Raw genomic sequence first — 22,727 nt, forward strand, 5'->3', positions numbered from 1 at the left:
GCGCGCTCACCGTCGGCGAGCACATCGATCGACGACAATCGCGCTGCCGAGTCGGCCGTGATGGCCGTCAACACGCGCTCGAACCGGTCGAGCAGAGTCGCGACGGTACCGGGATCGAACACGTCGCTGCGGAACTCGACCTCACCCGAAATACCCGCTGGTTCAGTGGTTTCCGTCCATCGCTCAGACAGCGAGAACGACAGGTCCATGCGGGCCGTCTGGGTGTGTACCGGAAGCTGGGTGACCTCCAGGCCGTCCAGCACCGGCCCGACCGCGCTGGAGTCGCTGCCTCCGGGAAGGTTCTGCCATGCCAACAACACCTGAACCAACGGGTGGTGGGTCATGCTGCGGGTCGGGTTCAGGCGATCGACCAGTACCTCGAAGGGCACATCCTCATGCTCGTAGGCCCCGATGCTGCGTTGGCGCACCTGCGCGAGAAGCTGTTCGACTGTCGGATCACCGGTCAGGTCGACCCGCAGCACCAGCGTGTTGACGAAGAAGCCCACCAATTCGTCGAGAGCCGGGTCGGTGCGGCCGGCGATCGGAAAGCCCATGGCCACATCGGAACTGCCGCTCAACCGGGACAGCAGAACCGCCAGTGCGGCCTGCACCACCATGAAACTGGTGGCGTGGCATTCGGCGGCCAGTTGACGTACTTGCTGCTGGAGGGCGGCGGGCCAGTTCACTTGTATGGTGGCCCCGCGCTGGTCGGCCACTGCCGGATATGGCCGATCGGTCGGGAGTTGCAACCGTTCGGGCATCCCGGTCAACGCCTCGTGCCAGTACTTCAGTTGCGCGGCGATCGGGCTCTCGCCGTCATCGAGAGCACCGAACTGGACGCGTTGCCACAGCGCGTAGTCGACGTACTGCACCGGCAGTGCCGACCAGTCCGGCACGCGGCCTTGAAGACGCGTCGCGTAGGCCCGACTCAGGTCGCGCGCCAGCGGTGCCACCGACCAACCGTCGAACGCGATGTGGTGCACGACGATTCCGAGCAGATGTTCCTGTGGTCCGACCGCGTAGAGCTGCGCCCGAAGCGGAATGTCGACCGACAGGTCGAACGGATAGCGGGCCAGCTCCGCCAGCTCGTCGAACGCGTCGCGTTCCGACATCGCCTCCACGAGGCCGCCGCGCCGCCACATCGCGGGCCGTGCGGAGAGCACCTGTTGGCAAGGCACGCCGTCGGTCTGCGGGTAGATGGTCCGCAGCACCTCGTGCCGCGCGATGACGTCATCGAGAGCTGCGCTCAGCGCCTCGACATCCAGTGGGCCACTGATCCGCAACGCGGTCGGCATGTTGTACGCGCCGGGCTGCAGCTGGTCCAGGAACCACAGCCGGCTCTGCGCGAACGACAACGGAAGCGCCGCGGGCCGCTCACCGGCCACCAACGGTTCGCGTCGGTTCGCGTTGGCGTCGACCTGGCTCGCCAGCAGCGCGACCGTCGGCGCATCGAACAGTGCGCGCACCGTCAGATGGGCATCGACGGACGAGGCGATCATGCCGATCACCCGCATGGCCTTCAGCGAGTCGCCGCCGAGGTCGAAGAATGAGTCGTCGACACCGACCCGCTCGAGACCCAGCACGTGGGCGTAGATGCCGGCCAGGATCTCCTCGATGTGGCCGGCCGGAGCGCGGTAACGATCGACGTGGACATACTCCGGCGCCGGCAACGCGCGCGTGTCGAGCTTGCCGTTGACCGTCACCGGCAACGCCTCGAGCGCCACCACCGCAGCCGGCACCATGTAGGGCGGCAACCGGTCCGCCAATGCGGCGCGCGCCCCGGCCACATCCACCGAACCGGTCACATAACCGACCAGCCGCTTGTCACCGGGCTGGTCCTCGCGCGCGATGACCACCGACTGCTCAACGCCGTCGAGCTCGGCCAGCGCCGCCTGCACCTCACCCAGCTCGATGCGGTAGCCGCGAATCTTGACCTGCTCATCGGCACGGCCCAGGTATTGCAACTGGCCATCCGAACGCCACCGCACCAGATCCCCGGTGCGATACATCCGTAGGCCCGGCGCCCCGAACGGGCACGCCACGAACCGCGACGCGCTCAACCCCGCCCGCCGCCAATAGCCAACGCCCACACCACGACCGGCCACATACAGTTCGCCCACCACACCCACCGGCACCGGCCGCAACCACCCGTCCAGGACGAACAGTGCGGACTCAGCCGCGGGCGCACCGATCGGCGGGGCGCCTGAACCCGCTGTCAGCGGCGCGCTCCTGGATGCGCAAATCGTGGTCTCGGTCGGTCCGTAACCGTTGAGCATCACCCGCCCGGGCGCCCAGCGATCGACCAGCTCCGCGGGGCAGGCCTCACCGGCTACCAGGAGTGCCATCGCGTCCAGGCCTTGCGGCGCAAGCATTGCCAGCGCCGACGGCGTCTGGCTCAACACGCTGACGTTCTCGGCTACCAGCAGGGCATGTAACTCGTCAGGGGACGCCGCCACCTCCTCGGTCACGATCACCAGCCGCCCGCCGTGCAGCAATGCGCGCCAGATCTCCTCGGCCGAAGCGTCGAAGCCGTAGGAGTGCCACTGAGCCCACGCCCGCGGCGGCAGGTGCTCGTCGGGCGGACCCAGTAGTTGCGTGAGGTTATCATGCGTGATGGCAACGCCTTTCGGCGCGCCGCTGGTGCCGGAGGTGTAGATGATGTGGACGATGTCGTCCGGCGCCGGCACCGGCAGCGGGTCGCCGGGCTGGGCGGCCACCGCCGGGTCGTCGACGTCGATGATCGGCAGGCTGCAGCCGGCGAGGCGAGTTCGCAGTGCAGCCATCGTGATCGCCGCGACGGGCGCAGCGTCCTCGATGACGTATCGGATGCGTGCTTCGGGTGTCGCCGGGTCGATGGGCACATACGCCGCACCCGTCTTCAGCACGGCGAGGATCGCGGCGATCGCCTCGGCGCAGCGTGAAAACAGCAGGGCCACACAATGTCCGGGGCCGATACCCCGGGTCGTCAACAGATGCGCCAGCTGGTTCGACGCCTCGTCGAGCTCGCGATACGTCCAGGAACTCTCGCCGCACACCAGCGCTACCGCATCACGTGTGCGCGCTACCTGCGCGGCGAACAGCGCCGGAATCGTCGGATGCTTCTGTGCGGGCCGGGTGAGCACCGCACGGTTACCGGATTCGTCCAGGCGCACCGATTCGCCGTTGCCGAGGACGTCGAGCAACGGCAGCCGCTGTTCTGGTTCGGCGGCCATCGTCGCCAACATCCGCTGCAGCCGCTCAGCCAGATCCGCGGGCGCGAAGTCCGCGAACGGTTGCCCGGCCCCCGCCGAGCAGAACGCTTGCTGATCACCGGCTCCGACGAAGAACAAACCGAAATGGCCCACCGGGCCGAAGGTGGTGTACGTCGCCGTCGCCGGAATGCCGGCGAGGTTCAACGACAGCCGGGACGGAACGAAGTTGAGCACCACCCGGTTCGCCGGTTGCCGCACGCCGCGGTGATCGCCGTCGAGTTCGAGGGCTTGCACCGGAAAACGCTGGTGCAGCAGCGCTTCTCGGATCCGGGTGTCGACCTGCCGGCAGAACTCGGCCACTGTCGCATGCGGCGACGTCGTCAAGACGAGCGGCACGACGCCGGCGAGCATCCCGGGAAGCGTCTTCGACTCGGTGCTCACCCGCCTGCTGACCGGGAAGTCGAGCACCACCTCCGAATCGGAGGCGCTGCAGCCACGCACCACCAGCGCGCACGCGGCGGCGAGAACGGATGCCCGGCGGATGCCCAGCACTTTGGCCAGCTCTTTGACGCGGCGAGCGACCGCCGGGTCGAAATGAACCGGCGTTGACGGCCGATGGGAGTCCGGCTCGAGCGCCGATGGGGTTTCCGACGCACTTTCGGCCGGCAGGCGATCGCGCCAGTACGCGCGGTCGGTCAGATAATCGGCGGACGCCTCATACTCCAACTCGCTGCCGACGAGGTCCCGCAGAGAACCGAAGAATGCGGGCGACGGCGGCGTGCCTGCGACCAGTGCCGAGTAGATCGCGGCGATGCGCCGTCCGACCAGGCCCATGCTCATGCCGTCGATGACGATGTGGTGACAGCATGCGAACCAGTAGTACTCATCCAGGCGCGTGCGGAACAGCGCGAACTTCATCAGCTTGCCGTCGAACGGCATCGGCGTCCGTTCGATCGAGGTCGCTATCTCACGCGCCTCCTGCGCGGGATCATCGCAGCCGGTGAGGTCGTAGCGAGCCAGCTCGAGGTCCGAATAGTCGATCGCTCTTTGGAAAACCTGGCCGTCCCTCTCGAAGAAGGCGGCCCTGACCGGCTCGGCCTCCTGCAGCCCCAGCCTGATCGCCTGTTCGAACACGTCGGGCTCGATGGCGCCGTCGATTTTCACGAACATGCCGAGCTGCCACTCGGTGCCGGAGTGGCCCGATTGTTGGGCAAGCCAGATGTCGAGTTGTCTGCGCGTCAGCGGCAGCGCCTGGTGGTCAAGCTCCATCCGAGCTCCGCTTCAGAAGGATGTTGAAGGGTGGCCGTTCAGGCCGGGTGTGTGTTGAGCCGCATGCGCAGGCTCTTCGGCCGTATGTCGGACCAGTGCTGCTCGATGTAGTCCAGACACGCAGCGCGATCCGCTCCCCCGTGGACCACCTTCCAGCCAGCCGGGACCTCCGCGAAGGTAGGCCACAGGCTGTGCTGCTCCTCGTCGTTGACCAGGACGAGGAAACTGCCGCTCTCGTCGTCGAAAGGCGTGGTGTTCACTGGTTCTCCCAACCCCCGAATGAGTGAAACCGCTTCGACGCTAACCCAGGCCGTCGGCTCGGCTCCGCAGTTTCGGCAAAAAATTTTCGCGCCCGTAAGAAACGGCTGATCAGCGGTTTGTGGTCACACGGGCAACCAAAATCGGGCGCGTAACCCGCATTGACCAATGGCTAGAACGCGTACCGGAAGAGCCGGTCGTAGTTCCGGGTGGTGCGGATGGCGTTCTGCATCCGGTACAGCAACCGTGGGCTGGTCAGCGGGATCTTCTCGAACCCGGCGATGACCGAGCTTTCGCCGATCAGATGCAGGCGGGCGTCCCAATCGGTGATCTCACGCCCGTCGCGGGTGCCCCATTTGATGATCCCCGATCTCGACAGTCGCGGCCCCCACGGTGAGAGCAGGTCGGCGAGGAGCTCGCCGGTGCCGAAGCGGTCGAGGAGCCGGTTCAGCAGGCTCTTCACTTCGTCGGGGGTCAGGTACATCAAGACGCCCTCGGCGACGATCAGCACGGGTCCGCCGGCCGGGATCTGGTCGAGCCAGTCGCGATCGGTGATCGACGACCCGATCATCCGGTAGCGGCCGGTTTCCCCGTACAGCTGCCGGCGCAGCGAAATCACCTGCGGTACGTCGACGTCGAACCATCTCACCTCCGGCGGTGTCGCCAAACGCATTGCGCGACTGTGTAATCCGCAACCGAGGTGCAGCACGGTGGTATCCGGGTGTTCGCGGAGATAACCGGTCACCAGGGCGTCGAACTGTGCGCCGCGCAGGGCCACACCGAACTGGTTGACTGCCGGCCGGACGGCTCGGTGGACACGTTCCCAGTCGTAGTCGATGCGCTCGACGTCCTGTGCGGCGAAGCGATCGCCGAGGATGGGGTGGGCCAACCGGCTCTCGCAGGCCCGCAGATACAGCATGCACAACAGCGTCCACTCGACCGATCCCCAACGCACGCCGGTGAAGTCGACCTTCTCCCGGTGCGTTTCCGGCGTTCCTGGATTCGCCACGTCCCCCTCCAGCCTACGACTCAGCAGGGCTACGACGTGCTTGTCGCGCGGTCAGCCTAACGGCTTGCGTCCGGTGCGGGCGGCACTTGCGCCGAAGCGGCATCGAGCACTGATGACAGGCATAATCTTGCTGCCGTGCCACGGTCGTTCGACTTCTCCGTCGAATCCCCCGCAACCGTCGACCAGATACATTCGGCGTTCTCTGCCGAGAAGTACTGGCGTTCGCGGCTGGCGGAATTCGGCGGGTTTGGGCGACTGGACTCGTTGGTCACCGCAGACGATGGCACCGTCGACATCGTCGTGGTCCAGGAACTGCAGCGCGACGGGCTGCCCGGGCTGGTGGCGAAATTCTTCCCGAAGGGCTGGCGAGTGGTGCAACGCGAGTCGTGGAGCCCGACCGACGACGGCGCGGTGCGGGGGAAGGTGAGCATCGCGACGAGCGGAGCGCCGGGATCCGGGCTCGGCAAGGTTCTGCTGTCGCCGACGCCGACCGGCTCACGGCTGAAGTGCGCCGCGACGGTGGAATTCAAGGTGCCATTGGTCGGTGGTCAGATCGAAGCCGTCATGGGCCGTCTTCTGGTCCAACAGATCTCGACGATTCAGCGCTTCACCGCCGAATGGATCGAGGATCACGGCTGATCGAGCAGACGCAGCGGGTGCAGACCGTCGACGGCGCCCACGAACGGCGGGTGGATGCTGTAGCCGATCATGCGCCGGATGTCGTCGGAAACCGTTCGCGCGGTCTCGCGTGAGATCGAGAGCGTGAAGGCCTCCATCGGTCGCAGCCACGGCTGGCAGTACTGCGCGGTGACGGCAAGCCGCGAGTGGTCGGTGACGTTGGCGCCGCCGCCGTGCCAGAGGGTGCCCACGAAGAAGACGCAGGAGCCGGCCGGCATGACCACGGGAAGCGCGGGATCGTCCGGTGCCGGCGCACGTCTGCCCCAGCGGTGGCTGCCCGGATAGAGCACCGTGGCGCCGTTGTGGGCGGTGAAGTCGTCGATCGCCCAGATCGTGGCGGCGGCCAGGGGCGGCCGCGGTCGCGGGATCGGGTAGAACCCGTCGTCGTGATGAGCCAGCTGCGCGGCCTCGCCGGACAGGATGTTGATTGCCTGCAGGGCCGACAGCAGGTAGTTGTCCATCAGCAACCGGTCGAGGACCCCCAGCACGCGCGGATGGTCGACAAGCCGGTCGCAGGCGCGCGTCCGGCTGAGCACGCTGTAGACGCGCTGGGTGCGACGCCCCTCGAACGAGTTGCGCCCGGGGTGCAGGAGATGAGGTCCGACGGCGTCGCGGATGTGTTCGCACTCGTCGGCGGTGAGTAGGTTCTCCCAGATGACGTAGCCGTCGCGGTCGAGGGCGGCCATGTCGGCGTCGACGATCGCCGGGTCCATCGAGGCGCCGCTGGTGGGTGTCCACTTGTACCGGCGCGCCAAGTCGCCCCTGAGGTCGTCCAGCGTGGTGACGGGCTCGTTGTCGATGCTCATCGTGAGTCCCTTCCGGACGGATCGCGTGGCCTACACGAAACAGTGAACCTCGCCTGACCGCTGGTCAAGGACCGGCCAACGAAAGCGCGTCTGCCTCATCGAATTGCCGTACCAGGGCCGACAATTCCGTGCGCGACGAGATGCCGAGTTTCGTGCCCGCCTGGACCACTTGACGTGAGCGCACTTCCGCGACGCCTTTCCCGCCGGTGCAGGGTGGCGGCTTGGGCAGCGGCGTCGGCGCTCGCCAGAGTGCGCGCGTACCGGGCCGACAAGGGTCGCGGGGTCCCTCGACTTGCGTGGCCAATTCGGCAAGTCGATCGCAACCCGTGGTGTCGCCGAACTGAACGGCGGTCTGTAGGCACAGCACCTCGCGTGCCAATTGGCCGTGCGTGCGCGCGAATGGACTTGCGTGTGGTTTCGCATGCTTCGGAGACCCAGCCCTGGCGCCAACGCCTATCCAGGCGACAACAACACCGCTACCGCCACCAACGGTGGCGTCGCCCAGGCGTGCTACGGCGGAACGGCGACTGCCACCGACGGCCAACACGTCTCGGACGGCTGCTCGTAGAGGCTGTCAGGCGACGTCTGAAACAGCCTGCGGGGACTGAGGATTCTGCGGCGTCTGCGTAGCGACGGTGTAACCGAGGTCTTTGAGGATCGCGATCTCTACGGCACTCAAGGTTCGTACTCCGAGTCCCTTACCGTCAGCGGAAACCATCATCACCTTGTTGGCGCCGGTGAAGGTGTCGTCGTCGAGGTGACTGACCGAGCTGCCACCGGACCACTCCGTGGGCGAGTACAGCGGGACCGGTTGCTCGCCGTATGCCGCCTGCGCGTTGCTGCCGTTGAAGTAGAGCCCACCGCCCCCGCTGCCCCCGGTCATGTTCGGGTCGAATGCGGGATTCCACGTGAAGTTGGTGGGATCGATCGCCGCGCTACCGGTGGAATTCGAGAGGAACCGGTCATACGTACTCCAGTTGTCATTGTCGACCGGTTCCCGCTTTCCGGTCTTCTTGTCGACGTCTGGCATGCTCAGCTCGCTTCCGAAGCCCATGGTGTGCAACAACTCGTGCATCACCGTGGCGGTGAAATCGTACTGATCAGCTGAGACGTTCTCGCCGAGGCTCCAGTCGTACGCGAAATTGAAATCGATCGATCCGTCCGGCTTTTTGCGGTTCTCGTCGACGCCGGTGATGATCTTGTGCTGCACGACCGTGTCGTAAAAGCCCGGCTTCTTGTCATTGGTCAGCCCACTCTTGGCCGACGCAAGCTCACCGCAGCCCTCCGCGTCCTTACACGGAGTCCGCTCCTTCTTGGGCAGATCTGCCCGCCACCGGCTACTTGTGACCTCGTATTCGAGCGTCGTCGGCTTGGTGACGACGATGTATTGCGACAGCGTCTTCGCTGCCTGCTCGAACTCCGCTCTTCTCTCCGGAGTCCAGTACTTGTCTTTCTTCGGGTACGTGAACTTGAACTCGGGGTGCAGAACCTGCGGTTCGTCCTCAGCGGCGACAGTGGCCACATCGGTGCCGGAGGTCGGGCCATTGGTCTGCCCGGTGGTCTGTCCCATCAGGGTCGGCGCTTCGCTGACGTCGCTCCGCCGCACCCACAAGTACGCCCCCTGCACGAGGTCGGTCATCGGGTTGGCGGGCGACGTCGAAAAGGCGTCCGAAAGCGAAGCGAAGATGTCCCGAACTACCGAAAGCACGGTGGACTTGACCGGCGCCTCAGCTGTAGCCGGCTGCGATGTCGCCGGCCCGACCGCATCCGCTCCAGGAGCCGGCGTGTCCACCGCCGCCCGATAGTTTGCGTCCGGCTTGATGCCGGCCAGCGGGACGCTGACAAGGACATTCGTCGCGGGCTTCTTCGCCGCGGCACCAAGCGAGTCCTGTGTGGGCACGCGATGTGACACCTGCTTTCGGGACGCGTCAGTCGACGGCGCGCCACGGCTTCCGGAACCTGCGGCCTGGGTGGCCGCCGGCGCACTTTGGCCGTTGGACGGTTCTACCGGCTTGGACGTCGGCTCGTCACCGATGCCGGTCGGTGCACTCTGGCCGCTCGACGGTTCTACCGGCTTGCTACTGGAGCCCGTCGGTGCATTGGAGTTGCTCACCGATCCCGGAGTCGAGCCGGTCGAGTCGTCGGTTCCCGCCCCAGTCCCGGTGCCACCGGCCTGCTTTGACGGTTTGTCGGTTTTCGACGGCTTGTCCTTTTTGGACTTCGACGACGAAACGCTACTGGCGCTCGTGTCGTTCTGCGACGCCGGTTTCGACTTTCCGCTCTTGGGGGATTTGTTCTTGCCGGCGTTGTTCGCCGCGCTGTTGTCGGAAGGCTTGCTCGCACTGCCCCCAGACGACGAGTCGGCCGACGATGGGCCGTCCGCATAGGCGACAGCCGTCACGCCGCCGAAAGCGGCGTAGATGCCAAGCGCCACCGCCACGGCGCTGAATGCTTTGTGATGCCAACCGACTGAGTGCTGATTCCCCCGCACGACCTTCAAATCACACCTCTTAATCCGATGGACCGTCGCACATTTTTTAACAGACGCGACAAATACCGGCGTGCATTTCTGAAGATTTGCTGATTGCTCTCGTGGTCGAGGGTGGTTTGCTGCGCGTTGCCGCGGCCCGAGTCCGGGGTACACGACGGTGTCTCAACAGAGTCTTTTTTGAGGAGCTCTCATGTCTGATTGGCCGCTTTGGACCTTGATCGCGCTTTTCCTGGTGGCCGCCGCCGCAATCTGGGTGGCAGGCATCTCGCTGTCGAAACAGACCGATGTGTTGTCGGCGCGCCTGCACCTCGGGTCTGCGCTCGGTGGGCTGATCCTGCTCGCGATCGCCACCAACCTACCCGAGATCGCCATCGTGGCGAGTGCCTCACTGTCAGGGAACTTCGGAGTAGCGGTCGGAAATATCCTCGGCGGCATCGCAATTCAGACCGTGGTACTCGTAGCTCTGGATGCGTTCGGCGTTCGCGGACAGAAACCTCTCACCTATCGCGCCGCCTCGCTGGTTCTCGTGCTGGAGGCAGCCCTGGTCGTCGCGGTGCTGGCGATCGTCATCGCCGGTACTCAGTTACCCAAGTCCTTGATCGCGTGGCGCATCACCCCGTCCGGGCTGCTCATCCTCCTGGTCTGGGTGGGCGGCCTGCTGTTGCTGCGACAGGCGAGCAAGTCACTGCCGTGGCACCAGGCGGGGCAACCACCCGACGGTCAGGAGCATCCACGCGGTCACAGCACCGCTAAGACCGAGCAGCAAGCGACCAAAGCCGGCATCGGCACGGGCAAATCCGCGATCATCTTCGGTGTTGCCGCAGCGGTGACTTTGGTGGCCGGGGTGGCGTTGGAGCGCAGCGGTGACGCGATCGCCGACCACATCGGTCTATCCGGGGTCCTGTTCGGCGCCACCATCCTCGCCGCGGCCACTTCGCTACCAGAATTGTCGACCGGCCTGGCCTCTGTGCGCGACGACGACTACCAACTTGCAGTCTCGGACATCTTCGGCGGCAACGCCTTCCTGCCCGTTCTGTTCTTGATGGCGACACTGATCTCAGGGGAGGCGGTGCTTCCACAAGCACAGCGCACCGACATCTACTTGACGGCCCTGGCGATGGTCCTCACGCTGACCTACGGGGCGGGATTACTGTTCCGGCCGCAGCGGCGTGTTGCCAGGATGGGAGTGGACTCGCTCGCCGTCATCATCATCTACGCGGTGGGCGTCGCGGGACTGTTCGCGATCGCCCACGCCGGCTGACCGAGGACCGTGACGCTGTCTGTTGACTGGCGGGTGGGTGTGAACTTCGCCTGCCGCGTGTGGGTGATCTCAGGGTCGCCGCGCCCCGAGACATCACAGAGTGGCAGGTAGTGGATTCGAACCACTGTAGGCATACGCCGACGGATTTACAGTCTGTCCTTTTCGGTGTTTGTTCCGACAAGCTCTGTTGGACCCGCGAAAAAATGCAGGTCAATGCGCATGGATCTCAACAGCTTCACTTGGCCAACGGAGCCAACTGCGTACTGGCTGCGTACTGGCGCGACGCTGGTCCTCGACGAGATACCGGAACACCCTCGGTCGCCGCTGTGCGCCCTTTGGTCGGTGACGGCCGCGGCGGTTCGCCGCGGGTGCTCGCCGCCATGTGGATTCACTTGATGGACGCCGCTGCAGCCAAGGCCGAGTCCATTGCCCTCGCTTCAATGCAGGTTTGTCCAAAGCCCACCAGATGACGGAGGTGTACGGGCCAGGTGTTCGCAACCACAGCTTCGCTTCCTGCTTGCAGACGGCGTCATGTGAAGTTGTGTCTCTTGCCCGATCAGTTGTCGCACACTCAAACGGTCACCAACTGCATCAGTTCGGTGTAGTCGGTACCTGACTTGGCTCACGATCCGGTTCGCGATCGTCGAAGCGGTTTGACCTGATGTTTTTCGACCCCATTGGCGAGATTTTGCGCACTAACTGACGGTCCTCCGCCTCCGTGCTTTAGGTGCGCTGTGCAGGTTCGCCCCGACCGCAACGTCTGCCCCTGAAGTGCCAGACTGACGGTATGGAGTCCGACATGTTGATGTTCACCCTCGCGAACCTGGATGCGGAGTGTGCACCGATGCCCTCGCGGCGACTGGCCGAACTGGGGATTCTGGAGCCCGTCCACCTTGAGCGCTGGATTATCGACCACCCAGAGGTGCTCGGTGACCAAGTGAAGATCGTCACGACGCAGTACGACAAGTGGTCGTCGGATTTCGGCGATCTGGCCAGGGAGCGCCTCGACATCCTCGGACTGGACAGCTCTGGCCAACTGGTCGTGGTTGAACTCAAACGAGGCACAGATTCTCGTATCCACCTGCAAGCCATCACATACGCGGCACTCGTGGCCGGTTTTAGTAAGGACACGCTGGCCGACGCCCACGCGGATTATCTCAACCGTGTTGCAAGCGAGCCAGTTTCGCCAGTACAGGCGCTGGAGCAGCTCGAAGACCACGTTGACGGCACATGGGACAACAAATTCCTCACCGTCCCAAAAATTATCTTGCTTGCTGAGGATTTCACTGCGCAGACCTACACCACCGTGTCCTGGCTGTCGGACCTCGCACCGAACCTCACGATCGAGATGCACACCGTCAACGCATTTCTAATGGATGGCCCGGCACCACCACAGACCTGCATCGTGTTCCGCCGACTCTACCCCGCAGTTGACCCGACCACTCGCGTGCTCACCCCTGGAATCGCCTCTGCCTCAGCCGATTCCGTCGCAACTACGATCGCCGAGAAGAAGCGCCGCATCCGCTCGACATACCTGCTCTACGAATCGAACACCGTGCCCGAAGGGGCGCAGGTCGACCTCGATCTGCACACTTGGATCAACGCCGAACTCGCCCACCAGGTCGACCAGTGGGTTACAGAGGATCCACGGCGAGGCCGTGCCACCTGGGTCAAGCACCGCGACCGGCCGCTGCAATGGACAGCCGATCCAGGCAGCGGTACCACGTTCACACCTACCACCTTGGCCAAAAAAATCGTACAGGAAGCCACCGGCACCACCCCCGACGCGATCCCGGGCGCAGACGTCTGGCGGTACCGGGGCCAATCGCTGTCGGCCCTTGCCACCCTTGCGGAGTCATAGAGCGCCCGCTGCCCGACACTCCGAGCCGCGCTTATCGAAATCCGAGGGTGCGCACTAATTTGAGCCAAGTCGGTTTGCAGACGGGGTTATGTGAAGTTGTATCTTCTTGAGACACCGCAGCCGCGCCCCGATCAGGGGTCGCACACTCAAACGGTCACCAACTGCATCAGTTCGGTGTAGTCGGTAACCACGTCGTACTTAACGTCGTCTCCGTTCTTCTCGTTGAGTGATTTAAAGAATTTGCGGGCGCACTCGATCTTGGCCTGCTCAGCTCCCTTCAGTTGAAGAGATGAGAGCGAGCCCTTGGTTTCGGCTACAAAGTAGACGTGCTTCACCATGCCCTCGGTGAAGGCAACGGCCCAGTCGGGGTTGTAGTCTCCGACAGGGGTTGGGATGAAGAATCCGCGGGGCAATTTGGCGTACACGGCGACTTCGTTACTGGTATCGAGCTCGGTGACGAACTTGCGTTCCACTTTGGAGTCGGTGACGACATAGTCGTAGATATGTTTTGTCAGCTTGTTTCCAGCGCTGGCGAAGTTGTGTGTGGTTTGACTTCCGGTGAAAATCGCTGTGTCGAAACGGTCGTCGAGGGCGTCGTATGTCAGGTGCTCGATGATCGCGGTAGCCTTTTGCTCATTGATGAGCCGAGCAGCCTCGGTTATGAATTGCTCTGGGTTGAGCCGGAACTTGGCGAACGCATCTGTATTCACTCCGCTTAGTATCGCGGCGGCCGTGCGTCGGGTGAGTTGAGTCTTCTCGGTGACTTCACCGAGCAAGTCGTATCTGACCTGAGACCCGGCCGAGGCAGTCTCGGTGTGCGTGGCAGTGCTCGACACTCCGAACCCAGCGCGAGATGCGAGGTCATCGGCGTCGAGGGAGTCTACCTGCGTCCCCGCCTGAACGACATACTGCATAGCAGCGACCTTGAGGTGGCTGTCGAGCGCAAGTATGCATTTTCGGATCAGTTCGGCGGAGTCGAACTCAACTTGATACACGGCTTTGTGATTGATACGACTCCAGAGTTCCTGGAACTCCTTCTTGGCGAAGTTGGCCTCATTGAGCGGCACCTTCTTGCCCTTGCGGCTATCGGTCGGAGTTGGAAGGTTTTGGTCGAGCGAGTCGACCAGCGGGAAAAGATATTTGATCATCGGCTTCAGGGCCTCGGATGATGGTTCAGCCAAGGTGCCTGCTTCCTTGGCGGTCTTGTAGGCATCCGCCAGTGTGTCGTCGTCGTTGAGGTAGTCGTTCTTGACGAGGTACTTATAGAGCGCGAGTGCCAGCGCTTCCTCCACGATTGACTCGCCGTCCTCGGTCTGAATTGTCTTGCCTGTGAAGAATTTCGTGCTTGCCTTGCGGGGGCGCGCACTAAGAGTCTCGGCGATCTCCTTTTGCAGCCCTGTTACGAAATCGGTGTAGGACTCGTCGGTGACGACAGTCAGTTCGTTAATGTCGTGCACGGTGACGGGATTGTCCATGCGCTCGCCGTTTTGGTCAACGGCCAACCGCAGTCCGCGCCCGATCTCTTGACGCCGAGAGACGGTATTGTCGCTTTTTTTGAGCATGCCCATTACGAAAACGTTCGGGTTGTCCCAGCCTTCACGGAGAGCGGAGTGGGAGAAGATGAAGCGGACAGGCTCGGATAATGACAGCAAGCGTTCCTTGTCTTTGAGGATCAGGTCGTAAGCGTCGACGTCTTTTGATTGACCCTTCTCGTCACCTGTCCCATGGACTGGCCCGTCGACTGCGTGCTTGGTCTTCTTGTCGATCGAGAAGTAGCCCTGGTGAACGTCTCGGACACCATCGCGGCGCAGATACTCCTTAAATCCCGCGGCTGAGATGTCGAGTTCGAGCTCGCCGAGAATCTCATCGACGATCGAGACGTACTCTTCCTCGAAGACTCGCGCATAGCTACCAAGCGTGTCCTCGCGCTCGTAGTCGCGGTACTTTGCAACCTCGTCAATGAAGAACAGAGACAGCACTTTGATGCCCTGCGCGAACAGCTCCCGTTCCTTCTCGACATGCGCCCGGATAACCTCGCGGATTTGAATGCGACGCTTGGTTTCCTCCGTAACATCGCGGTCCGCGAGCTGCCCAGCTATGACGACGTCGCCGTTGCTCAGTTCAATGATGTCGCGGCTGGCATCGATATCGGTGATGAAGAGGCCCTTATAGGCCTCGATACCGTTGGCGATGTCATGGAGATTGTCGCCCAAGTCGAGGCGTTTCAACTGGCGTTTTATACCGCCGGCTGTTTGGACCTCCATCTCGACGCGGGCGCGCGGCTTGGCGCCCTTCGCTATCTCAATTGCGTCGAGATAAAGGTAGGCCGTCGAGCCAGCCAAACCCTTAACTGTTATCCCACGTACGGATATCTTCTTGACTAGCTTCTGATTGTAAGCGTCGACGGCATCTAGGCGGTGGACCTTGGTGTGTTCAGTCTTGTGAGTAGCCGAGTAGCGCAACACCATAAGCGACTTGAACCGGGATAGCGCTTCCAGCGATCTTGCGGCACTGATCTTCTGAGGCTCGTCGATAATGACGATGGGCCGGTTCGCGCTGATGACGTCGATGGGTCGCCGCGATTGGAAGTCGTCGAGTTCATCATAGATTCGCCGGTTGTCCTTGCTCGTCGAATTGAATGCCTGGATGTTAATGATCATTACCTGCACCCCAGCATCCGAGCTGAAGCGCTCCAGCTCATGCAGTTGGGATGAGTTATAGATAAAACAACGTGGCTTAGTACCGTACGTCAGTTGGAAATGGTCAGCCGTCAAATCAAAGGACTTCTTCACGCCCTCGCGAATGGCGATTGACGGGACGACGATGATGTACTTCGACCAACCGTAGCGCTTGTGCAGTTCCATGATCGTCTTGATGTAAACGTAGGTCTTGCCGGTACCGGTCTCCATCTCAACATCTAGGTTCGGAGCGCCTGGAGCAGCCTTACTGTCCACCAGCTTGTTCGACAAAGGCAGATTTCGAGACCGCTGAACTTGTTGGACATTTTCTAGTCGCTGAGTTGGCGAAAGCGCGATCTCAGCATTTCGCAAACCCGAATCAGGAATTGGCTGGAACAACGTCGGATCCGCGGCTTGCTCCGCTTTGCCCGGGTCGATCCGGTAGGAGACGCCATCATGCTTCGGTTGTCCGGTAAAGACTGCGACAACCGCGTCGACCGCATCGGTCTGATACTGCTGGACTTTGAACTGAAGCTTCATTCGAGTCAGATAGCCTTCACGTCTGTCGATGGGGAGATCTCGCGGAAGACTTGTTCTGCATTGATGCGAGCGTCATCTGAAGCGAACCCAGAGTCGCGGAAAACTGCCCGCAGTGGCTCACGCTTCGCGATTGCACTGATCAATTCAGGACTCACCTCCGGATCGAAACACGCGATAAGCGCATCGTCTTCGACGATGAAAACCTCGTACCCCTCCACTTTCTCGCGATTGACAGGCATCGTCAGCTCCAGACCCCAGTCGAGCAGCACTTGGAAGAGCAGATCCTCACCTGTGCGATTCGGCTTTACGCTGTCTTCAAGTCCGGCTAGAGCTTGCTGATCGGTCTCATCGGGAGTGCGGAACACATCACTCATATTTGTGGTGTCGACTCTCAACGATCGGAATCCGACGTCCAACGTCGCCGCCTTCTCGCGAACCCTGTCGCCAGCAAGACGCAATCGCTCCTTCCCAATCTCCGCCACGGTGGTCGGCTTGCTCAACTCCGTGAGCAGTTTGATTGCGTTCGTGGTGATCTGGTTCGCCGCACCTTTCGCGGTTTTCAACGACTCGTTGAGATCCTCGGCTACTTGGATGCCAATGAAGTGCGCGTCGGACGCGATCGCGAGATTGAGTTCCCACACCGCATGGAGTGCGGAAGCCGAGCCCGCGAACATGTCAAGGACAATGTCGTCACTGGAGATGCCAACGGCTCGGTAGATGTCACGGAGCAGAATTTCGTCCTTTGGATTGGTGAAGACCTTCTCACCGAAAAGTCCAGCGAGGCGCTTAGATGCTGCGCGGCCGTCGACGTATCTGATGCTAGTGAGGCTCTGATATTCGGTGTTCGCCAGGTAAGTCTTGAGATTCGGGACTGTGGTGTGGTCAGGTCCGAAATGGATGCGGTTCTCTGCGATCCGCTGCTCCATAGATTCCTTCGGAAAGACCCATCCGCGAGCAGGCGCCTTGCATGGTTGCCCGGTTACGGGGTGTAACACCTCGTAGACGTACTGGCCATCATTGGGACCAGAGATGTTGTCTGCGAAGTAAACTCCGCGCTCGTCCATCCGGTTGTAATGCTTGCTTGCGTAAACCGCGTCCGACGGCGGGAAGCCTTTGTACCATTCCTTTGCCGCTTGATGAATAGCATCCCAGTCGTCGCCAAACTTCTTACGGAATTCTGCGAAGGCGGTATAGATGCGATCCAAACCACCCTTCTTCTCCGTCCACTCGCCCGTGTTGATTGCCTTGTTCTTGACGAAGAAGACGATGTACTCATGCTGCATCGATATGTACCGCTGGTCACTTCGACTGCTGTTCTTGACCACGATCTCGCCCACATAGGAATCGCGACCGAAGATTTCGGTGCCGATGGCCACAAGGTTGGCGTGCTCGTTCTCATCGATAGAAATAACTATGACGCCGTCGTCGGTGAGGAGGCTCCTGGCCAGCTTCAGTCTGGGGAACATCATGCTAAGCCACTTCGAGTGGAATCGGCCGTTGGCGCTGGTGTTCGCCACGAGCGGCACGCCGTCGTCGCTCACCTGACCTGACTGTTTGAGCTCCTCACCACTAGTCCTTGCGAAGCGGTCGGCGTACACGAAGTCGTTACCAGTGTTGTACGGAGGGTCGACGTAGATCAATTTGACCTTGCCGAGGTACGACTCTTGCAACAACTTCAATGCGTCGAGGTTGTCACCCTCGATAAACAGGTTCTTCGTGCTGTCAAAGTCCGTGGACTCGTCGCGGATCGGACGCAAGGTCTTGGCGATTGGAGTGTTAGCGGCGAAAGCTGCTTCACGCTTGCCGGGCCAGTCGAGCTGGTAACGCTCCTGGGGTCCTTCGACGAGGTGGTCGGCCAGCTCTTGGCGGAGTAGGTCAAAGTTGATCGCTTTCGCGGGGTTGCCATCCGCGTCGTAACTCTCGGTGATCACCGTGGGAAAAATCTCGGCGAGCTTGTCGATGTTGGTCTCGGTCAGGTCGGGTGATGTCATACGGAGTCTCTCCACCGGTTACCTCTGCTGTTCTAGTTCTGCTTGCTTGGCTTTCAGGGTGCGTCGCAACTCGACTTTGCGGTTTAGTTGGGGCTCGGTTCGAAGCTTTCGTTGTAGGGAGGCGATGTCGCGCTCGAGCTTGCGGACCGTATCCAGCCGCGCAGCAGCTTCTGATAGTTCTTCGCCAGGTCGTGTTGACACCGAGGTGAGAGATTGAACGAGTAGTGTATAGAGAGCCGACAGCGTTATGGCGGTTGGAAGTGGTTCCCGCGCTGCGTTTTCGGCGTACCACCGGGTCGTGTAATAAGCGCCGAGCCTGGGTGTGGCGGACGTTACCTGCTTATAGGTGGCGGTCATGCGCGTACGTCCGTCGATGTTGGTGACCTCGAAGATGATCGGTGTCTGAATGGCTTTGTCGATGGCAGCGATCACGGGCTCGCTGACGTCGTCACCCTTTGCGTCGATCTGGAAGATCTGGATTTCGGGAACCTGAGCATCACCAGTGAGGTTGATGGTGGAATCGGCGAGCTTGTAGGCCCAGGTGATGCGTTTAACCTCGTCGACGAACTTCTCGCGAAGTGCCGTGGAGACGGTGCCGTGTTCGTAGAACTTGGCCTTGGGAACCTGGCGGCCGAACCTTGCTGCGGCCGGCCAATGGTAAAGAGCGTCGGTCATGCTATGCCGGACCGGGGTCGACAACAGCGATGAAGGCGATGAGTTCGAAGTCATCGAGACCGGCGATTGACTGCGTCAGCGCCGTAGTGGCCCCGGCTGTGAAGAGGCTGTCGACGTCCCGTTCTTCAGTGACCTGGATCATTGAATGGATTGCGGCGGTGAGCAGTTGGGAGTAGGCGCCCATTTCTGCGCCTTCTCGGGTGGTGTCGTTGAAAATACGGGTGATGTGACTGACGGGCTCGTCGTAGGGGCGACATCCGCTGCGGATCAAGTCGAGCAGGTGTTTGGCTTCGGTGTGGTCGGCGATGACGGTGCCCTCGTTGTCGAGGTATACGAGGTAGTGCGGATGCAGCCGGTTCCCACGGTTAATGTTGTCGTCGGCGTTGACGTTGCGCAGCGCGAAAAGGACGCCGGGGTATAGGCCCTTTGCTGGGTCCGCGGGTATTACTGCGTGAAGCCCCTTTGGAGCGGTGGCGAGGTCGCCGTATTCCTTGAGGTAGCCGAGGAGGTCCATTCGGAAGTCGTTGAGCCCCAGGTCGGTGATGGAAACGCCCGTGCGGACGTCTTCGAGCTCGATGACTTCGTCCTGGAGCTTCCGAAGTTGTTCTTTGCGGAAGGCGGCGTCGCTGTCTTCAAGGGTGAGAACGTTGTCGTCGGCCGTGCCAGCAAGGTCGGCGATTACCATGCGGCTTTCTACGCGCTCCTTGAGGTTGATGTACTCGTCGAGGGAGATGTCTGGCCAGAAGTTCACGAGTTGGATCTCGGCGTTTGTCGAGCCGATACGGTCGATGCGGCCGAATCGCTGGATGATCCTGACCGGGTTCCAGTGGATGTCGTAGTTGACGAGGTAGTCGCAGTCTTGGAGATTCTGCCCCTCGCTGATCACGTCGGTGCCGATCAAGAGGTCTAGTTCGGCGGTCTCTTTGGGCATGGTGAGGTGGCGTTGCTTGGACCGCGGAGAGAAGAGTGTAAGGACTTGCTGAAAGTCATAGCCGGTACCCAATGTCGTTTTCGCCGTGTGGGCACCACCGGTGACTAGCGCGGTCTGGATCTCGACGTCGCGAAATGATGACGCAAGTTCCCGGTAGAGGTACTCCGCGGTGTCGGCGAAAGCGGAAAATACTAGAGCCTTGCGATTCCCAGGGTTGAAGGGGTTGGCGGACTTATCCTCGATGAGACGTTTGAGCTTCTGGAGTTTGAGGTCGTGGGCCGGTGTGACCTTATGCATCTCGTCCAGGAGCGCGCGCAAGGTCTCGCGATCATTAGACAAATCGCGCTGCCAGGATTCAACGTCGATGTCGTTGAGGTCGATCTTGATCTTCTCTCCGAATGAGAGGGCTTCGACGTTGGCGTCGTCTTCGTCGTCGACATCGAGGTCGAGTCCGGCGAAGTCGACGTTGAGTTCGGCGAGGGATCCGGTTCTATCAAGGGTGCGGTCAACTGCTGCTTCGATTTTCGAGAGGGTGAGACGGAACGCCTCCACCGAGCTTTCCAGGCGCTTGAGCAGGTTTACTGTCATGAGCTTCTTGAGGCCCTGCTCACGGCCGCGTTGTCCGATGTTGGAGCGTGCGGTACCGCCCTTGACGTTGTAAAGATCTTCGTACTTGCTGATTCGGCTGGGAAGAACGTAAGCGAGCGGGGTGTATACCGCCAGGGTAAGCACTTGTAGCTGGGCGAAGATGTCGTTGAAGGTCGGCGCGTCGGGTAAATCGGAGAGTGGCACCCTGATCGACTCCGGATGGCGACGTTTGGGGAAAGTGCCGATCTCTGTCGTGTCGTAGAACGCCTGGATGTGCTTGCGCGACCGGGCAATTGTGACCGAGTCGAGGAGCTCGAAAAAGTCGAAGTCGAGCATCTGCAGGATTCGGTCGGCGGTGCGCGATTCAGCCGGAAGTTTGGACCACTCGTTGAAGACGCGCTGCGCGTCGCTGAAGACCTTGTCGACCGTGGTGGAGATATTGAGGTGTTGAGCGAGGTTTTCCGAGTCGCCTTCGTAGGCGAGTTGGAGTTGGTTCTTCAAGTCGTTGAAGCGGTTGTTGACCGGGGTGGCCGACAGCATGAGAACTTTGGTTTTGACGCCTTCGCGGATGACTTGACGCATGAGCCGTTGGTAGCGCGATTCCATTTCCTGTGCGTAGTCGGCGTTACGGAAGTTGTGGGACTCATCGATGACTACGAGATCGTAGTTACCCCAATTGATTCGGTCGAGACGCAAGCCCAAAGATTCTCCTCTCGTCCTGGAGAGGTCGGTATGGGCGAGGACGTCGTAGTTGAACCGGTCGCCCGCGAAGATGTTGGTGGTCAGGTTTGCGTTGTAGTTGGTCCAGTTCTCAGCTAGCTTTTTCGGCGCTAGGACGAGGACGGACTTGTTGCGCAGCTCGTAATATTTGACGACTGCCAGTGCTGTGAACGTCTTGCCCAGGCCCACGCTATCGGCGAGGATGCAACCGTTGTATGTCTCCAACTTGTTGATGATTCCGGTCGCGGCGTCACGTTGGAAGTTGTACAGGCTTTTCCAGACCTGCGTTTCCTGATAGCCAGTGCGATCGTTGGGCAGAACGTCCTCGTTGATGTCTTCGAGGAACTCCGAGAATAGGTTGTAGAGGACCACGAAGTAGATCCGAGCAGGCGAGTTCTCGGCGTACACGCTTGCGATGTGGTCGTGCACCGACTGAGTGACGTCTTGGAGCTGGTTCGGATTGCTCCAAATCTGTTCGAAAAGCGCGACATACTGTGTAGCCATCGGTGCTTCGTCAAGTTTGGTGACGATGTTGGAGACCGCATTTCCACGTTCGTAACCGAGGTCGGCAGAGGTGAAGCCTTGGATCGGTTGGTAGACGACCCGGTCGTCGACGACTGCGAACTGTTGCATAGGCGCTCCCGTCCGGTTTGAGCGGAATCGGACTTTGCGGCGCACCCAGTCCGCGCACTCTCGAGCGATGGCTCTTTGTGTTAGCTGGTTTCGCAGCCTGATCTCGAACTGCGAACCGTAAAGCGAGGATTCGCCGGTCTTGGCCGTGGGAATGAAGAATTGTCGACGTTCTTTCGGCAACTGATCGGTGGCGTCGGCGGCGACGAACGACGGCGATGTGAAAACGAATTGGAGCTCTTCGACCCGTTCCAGCTCTTTGCGCAACGCCTCGAACGCGAAGATCGAGAACGTCGAAGCGGCGATCCGGAGCTTAGAACCTTGGCGAACCTCACCCTTGAGATCGTCACCAAGCAGTTCACTGACGTTGTCGATGATGCGCATGGTCAGCTCTCGGCGCTGTCGTCGGCCGCCGCGCTCTCGCGGCGCACCCAGTCGTCGACCTCAGCGGTCTGGAACTTCCACAGGCGCCCAACCTTGTGGGCCGGCATACCCTTCTCTGCGATCCACGTGTAGATGGTGTCTTTGGTGACCCCGAGGTGCGAAGCAATGTCGTCTGCCGACAGCCAGGGCTCAGACAAGGGGGCCTCCGGCTCATCGGCATGGGGTGCATGGACTGGCGGAGCTTAACCGACAGCAAACCGGTTTAGCCGCTTTTAGACCGAATTAGGCGGGTGACGCCAGGTACGCTCGTTAGCGGGGTCGCACCCGACCCGAATTCAAATCATCGATTCATCCCATGGCTCATCGGGCGTCGAGGCGATCGCCGATTGGGGACCCGACGTCGACGTGGCACCTTCGGCGGCGAGGTCTATCGACTGGATCCTCACAGCAATATCCATCTGCTGCCGAATCAACGCCGCAAGCGCAGGCGCCGGTGTCTTCGGGTCGTCGATCGCCTTCGCGATCCGATTGCGGAGCGCGACGAGCATCTGACGAAGATCACCGGTCTGCGCAGCAGCGACCACCGACTTCGACGTGGCCTTCCGCGGCAGTCGCTTTGAAGGTGCTTTCTCACCCGTCTTAACGGCGCGCAGCTTCCGCTCAGTCACGTTAGGGAAGCCCCTTCTGCTTGATAGTGAAAAAAATCTGAGGGGAGGGCAGCGCCTTTGCCTTGGGGGGCGCCTGTGAACGCGCGAAAGGCCTCCGC

At 61.5% G+C, this 22,727-nt stretch carries 14 protein-coding genes and 1 pseudogene; 4 read left to right on the top strand and 11 right to left on the bottom strand.

Translation table 11 applies throughout. From position 1 onward, the window contains the following. Positions 1-5 precede the first annotated feature (5 nt). The 3 genes and pseudogenes from A5663_RS23885 to A5663_RS20925 all read right to left on the bottom strand — a co-directional run. Positions 6-4,460, bottom strand: a pseudogene (locus A5663_RS23885) (amino acid adenylation domain-containing protein); the annotation flags it as partial. Between the two features lie 38 nt (positions 4,461-4,498). Continuing rightward, on the bottom strand, positions 4,499-4,720 hold the full coding sequence (locus tag A5663_RS20920) for an MbtH family protein (RefSeq protein ID WP_068153643.1): 222 nt from the start codon (positions 4,718-4,720) through the stop codon (positions 4,499-4,501). Positions 4,721-4,890: 170 nt separating this feature from the next. Next, positions 4,891-5,727, bottom strand: a complete 837-nt coding sequence (locus A5663_RS20925) for a class I SAM-dependent methyltransferase (protein ID WP_068153644.1) — start codon at positions 5,725-5,727, stop codon at positions 4,891-4,893. A gap of 135 nt (positions 5,728-5,862) precedes the next feature. Between A5663_RS20925 and A5663_RS20930 the strand changes: the two genes are divergently transcribed. Further along, entirely contained in the window at positions 5,863-6,366 is a 504-nt protein-coding gene (locus A5663_RS20930) for a DUF2505 domain-containing protein (RefSeq protein ID WP_068153645.1), read from the top strand. Here A5663_RS20930 and A5663_RS20935 read toward each other — a convergent pair. Continuing rightward, positions 6,357-7,211, bottom strand: a complete 855-nt coding sequence (locus A5663_RS20935) for a phytanoyl-CoA dioxygenase family protein (protein ID WP_068153646.1) — start codon at positions 7,209-7,211, stop codon at positions 6,357-6,359. The two genes, A5663_RS20930 and A5663_RS20935, sit on opposite strands and share 10 nt — an antisense overlap. A 574-nt stretch (positions 7,212-7,785) precedes the next feature. Next, positions 7,786-9,111 (bottom strand): hypothetical protein, encoded by a 1,326-nt coding sequence (locus A5663_RS20940; protein WP_068153647.1) that lies wholly within the window; start codon positions 9,109-9,111, stop codon positions 7,786-7,788. Here A5663_RS20940 and A5663_RS20945 point away from each other — a divergent pair. The 3 genes from A5663_RS20945 to A5663_RS20955 all read left to right on the top strand — a co-directional run bounded on the left by A5663_RS20945 (position 9,104) and on the right by A5663_RS20955 (position 12,824). Beyond that, a complete protein-coding gene (locus A5663_RS20945) occupies positions 9,104-9,598 on the top strand; it encodes a hypothetical protein (protein WP_156744593.1) in 495 nt (164 codons plus the stop codon). The two genes, A5663_RS20940 and A5663_RS20945, sit on opposite strands and share 8 nt — an antisense overlap. 294 nt (positions 9,599-9,892) lie before the next feature. After that, complete coding sequence (locus A5663_RS20950) at positions 9,893-10,963, top strand: sodium:calcium antiporter (RefSeq protein ID WP_068153649.1); 1,071 nt, start codon at positions 9,893-9,895, stop codon at positions 10,961-10,963. Positions 10,964-11,750: 787 nt separating this feature from the next. Next, positions 11,751-12,824 carry a DNA-binding protein gene (locus tag A5663_RS20955; protein ID WP_231976860.1) on the top strand — a complete coding sequence of 358 codons (1,074 nt, stop codon included), beginning with the start codon at positions 11,751-11,753 and terminating at the stop codon, positions 12,822-12,824. A gap of 146 nt (positions 12,825-12,970) precedes the next feature. Here A5663_RS20955 and A5663_RS20960 read toward each other — a convergent pair whose 3' ends face one another. The 6 genes from A5663_RS20960 to A5663_RS20985 all read right to left on the bottom strand — a co-directional run bounded on the left by A5663_RS20960 (position 12,971) and on the right by A5663_RS20985 (position 22,509). Beyond that, entirely contained in the window at positions 12,971-16,042 is a 3,072-nt protein-coding gene (locus A5663_RS20960) for a type III restriction-modification system endonuclease (RefSeq protein WP_068153650.1), read from the bottom strand. Positions 16,043-16,047: 5 nt separating this feature from the next. Continuing rightward, positions 16,048-18,033 (bottom strand): site-specific DNA-methyltransferase, encoded by a 1,986-nt coding sequence (locus A5663_RS20965; RefSeq protein ID WP_082974299.1) that lies wholly within the window; start codon positions 18,031-18,033, stop codon positions 16,048-16,050. 18 nt (positions 18,034-18,051) lie between these two features. Next, positions 18,052-18,708, bottom strand: a complete 657-nt coding sequence (locus A5663_RS20970) for a DUF4391 domain-containing protein (protein WP_068153652.1) — start codon at positions 18,706-18,708, stop codon at positions 18,052-18,054. Between the two features lies 1 nt (position 18,709). Continuing rightward, positions 18,710-21,961: a helicase-related protein gene (locus A5663_RS20975; protein WP_068153653.1), complete on the bottom strand. Its 3,252-nt coding sequence runs from the start codon at positions 21,959-21,961 to the stop codon at positions 18,710-18,712. A gap of 2 nt (positions 21,962-21,963) precedes the next feature. Then, the gene (locus tag A5663_RS20980) at positions 21,964-22,158 is read right to left on the bottom strand and encodes a helix-turn-helix domain-containing protein (RefSeq protein WP_068153654.1); all 195 of its coding nucleotides are present in this window, start codon (positions 22,156-22,158) and stop codon (positions 21,964-21,966) included. 138 nt (positions 22,159-22,296) lie between these two features. After that, positions 22,297-22,509, bottom strand: coding sequence for a hypothetical protein (locus A5663_RS20985; protein WP_068153661.1), 213 nt, complete (start codon positions 22,507-22,509; stop codon positions 22,297-22,299). Positions 22,510-22,727 lie beyond the last annotated feature (218 nt).

This window comes from Mycobacterium sp. E740, assembly GCF_001672895.1.
Classification (GTDB): Bacteria; Actinomycetota; Actinomycetes; order Mycobacteriales; family Mycobacteriaceae; genus Mycobacterium.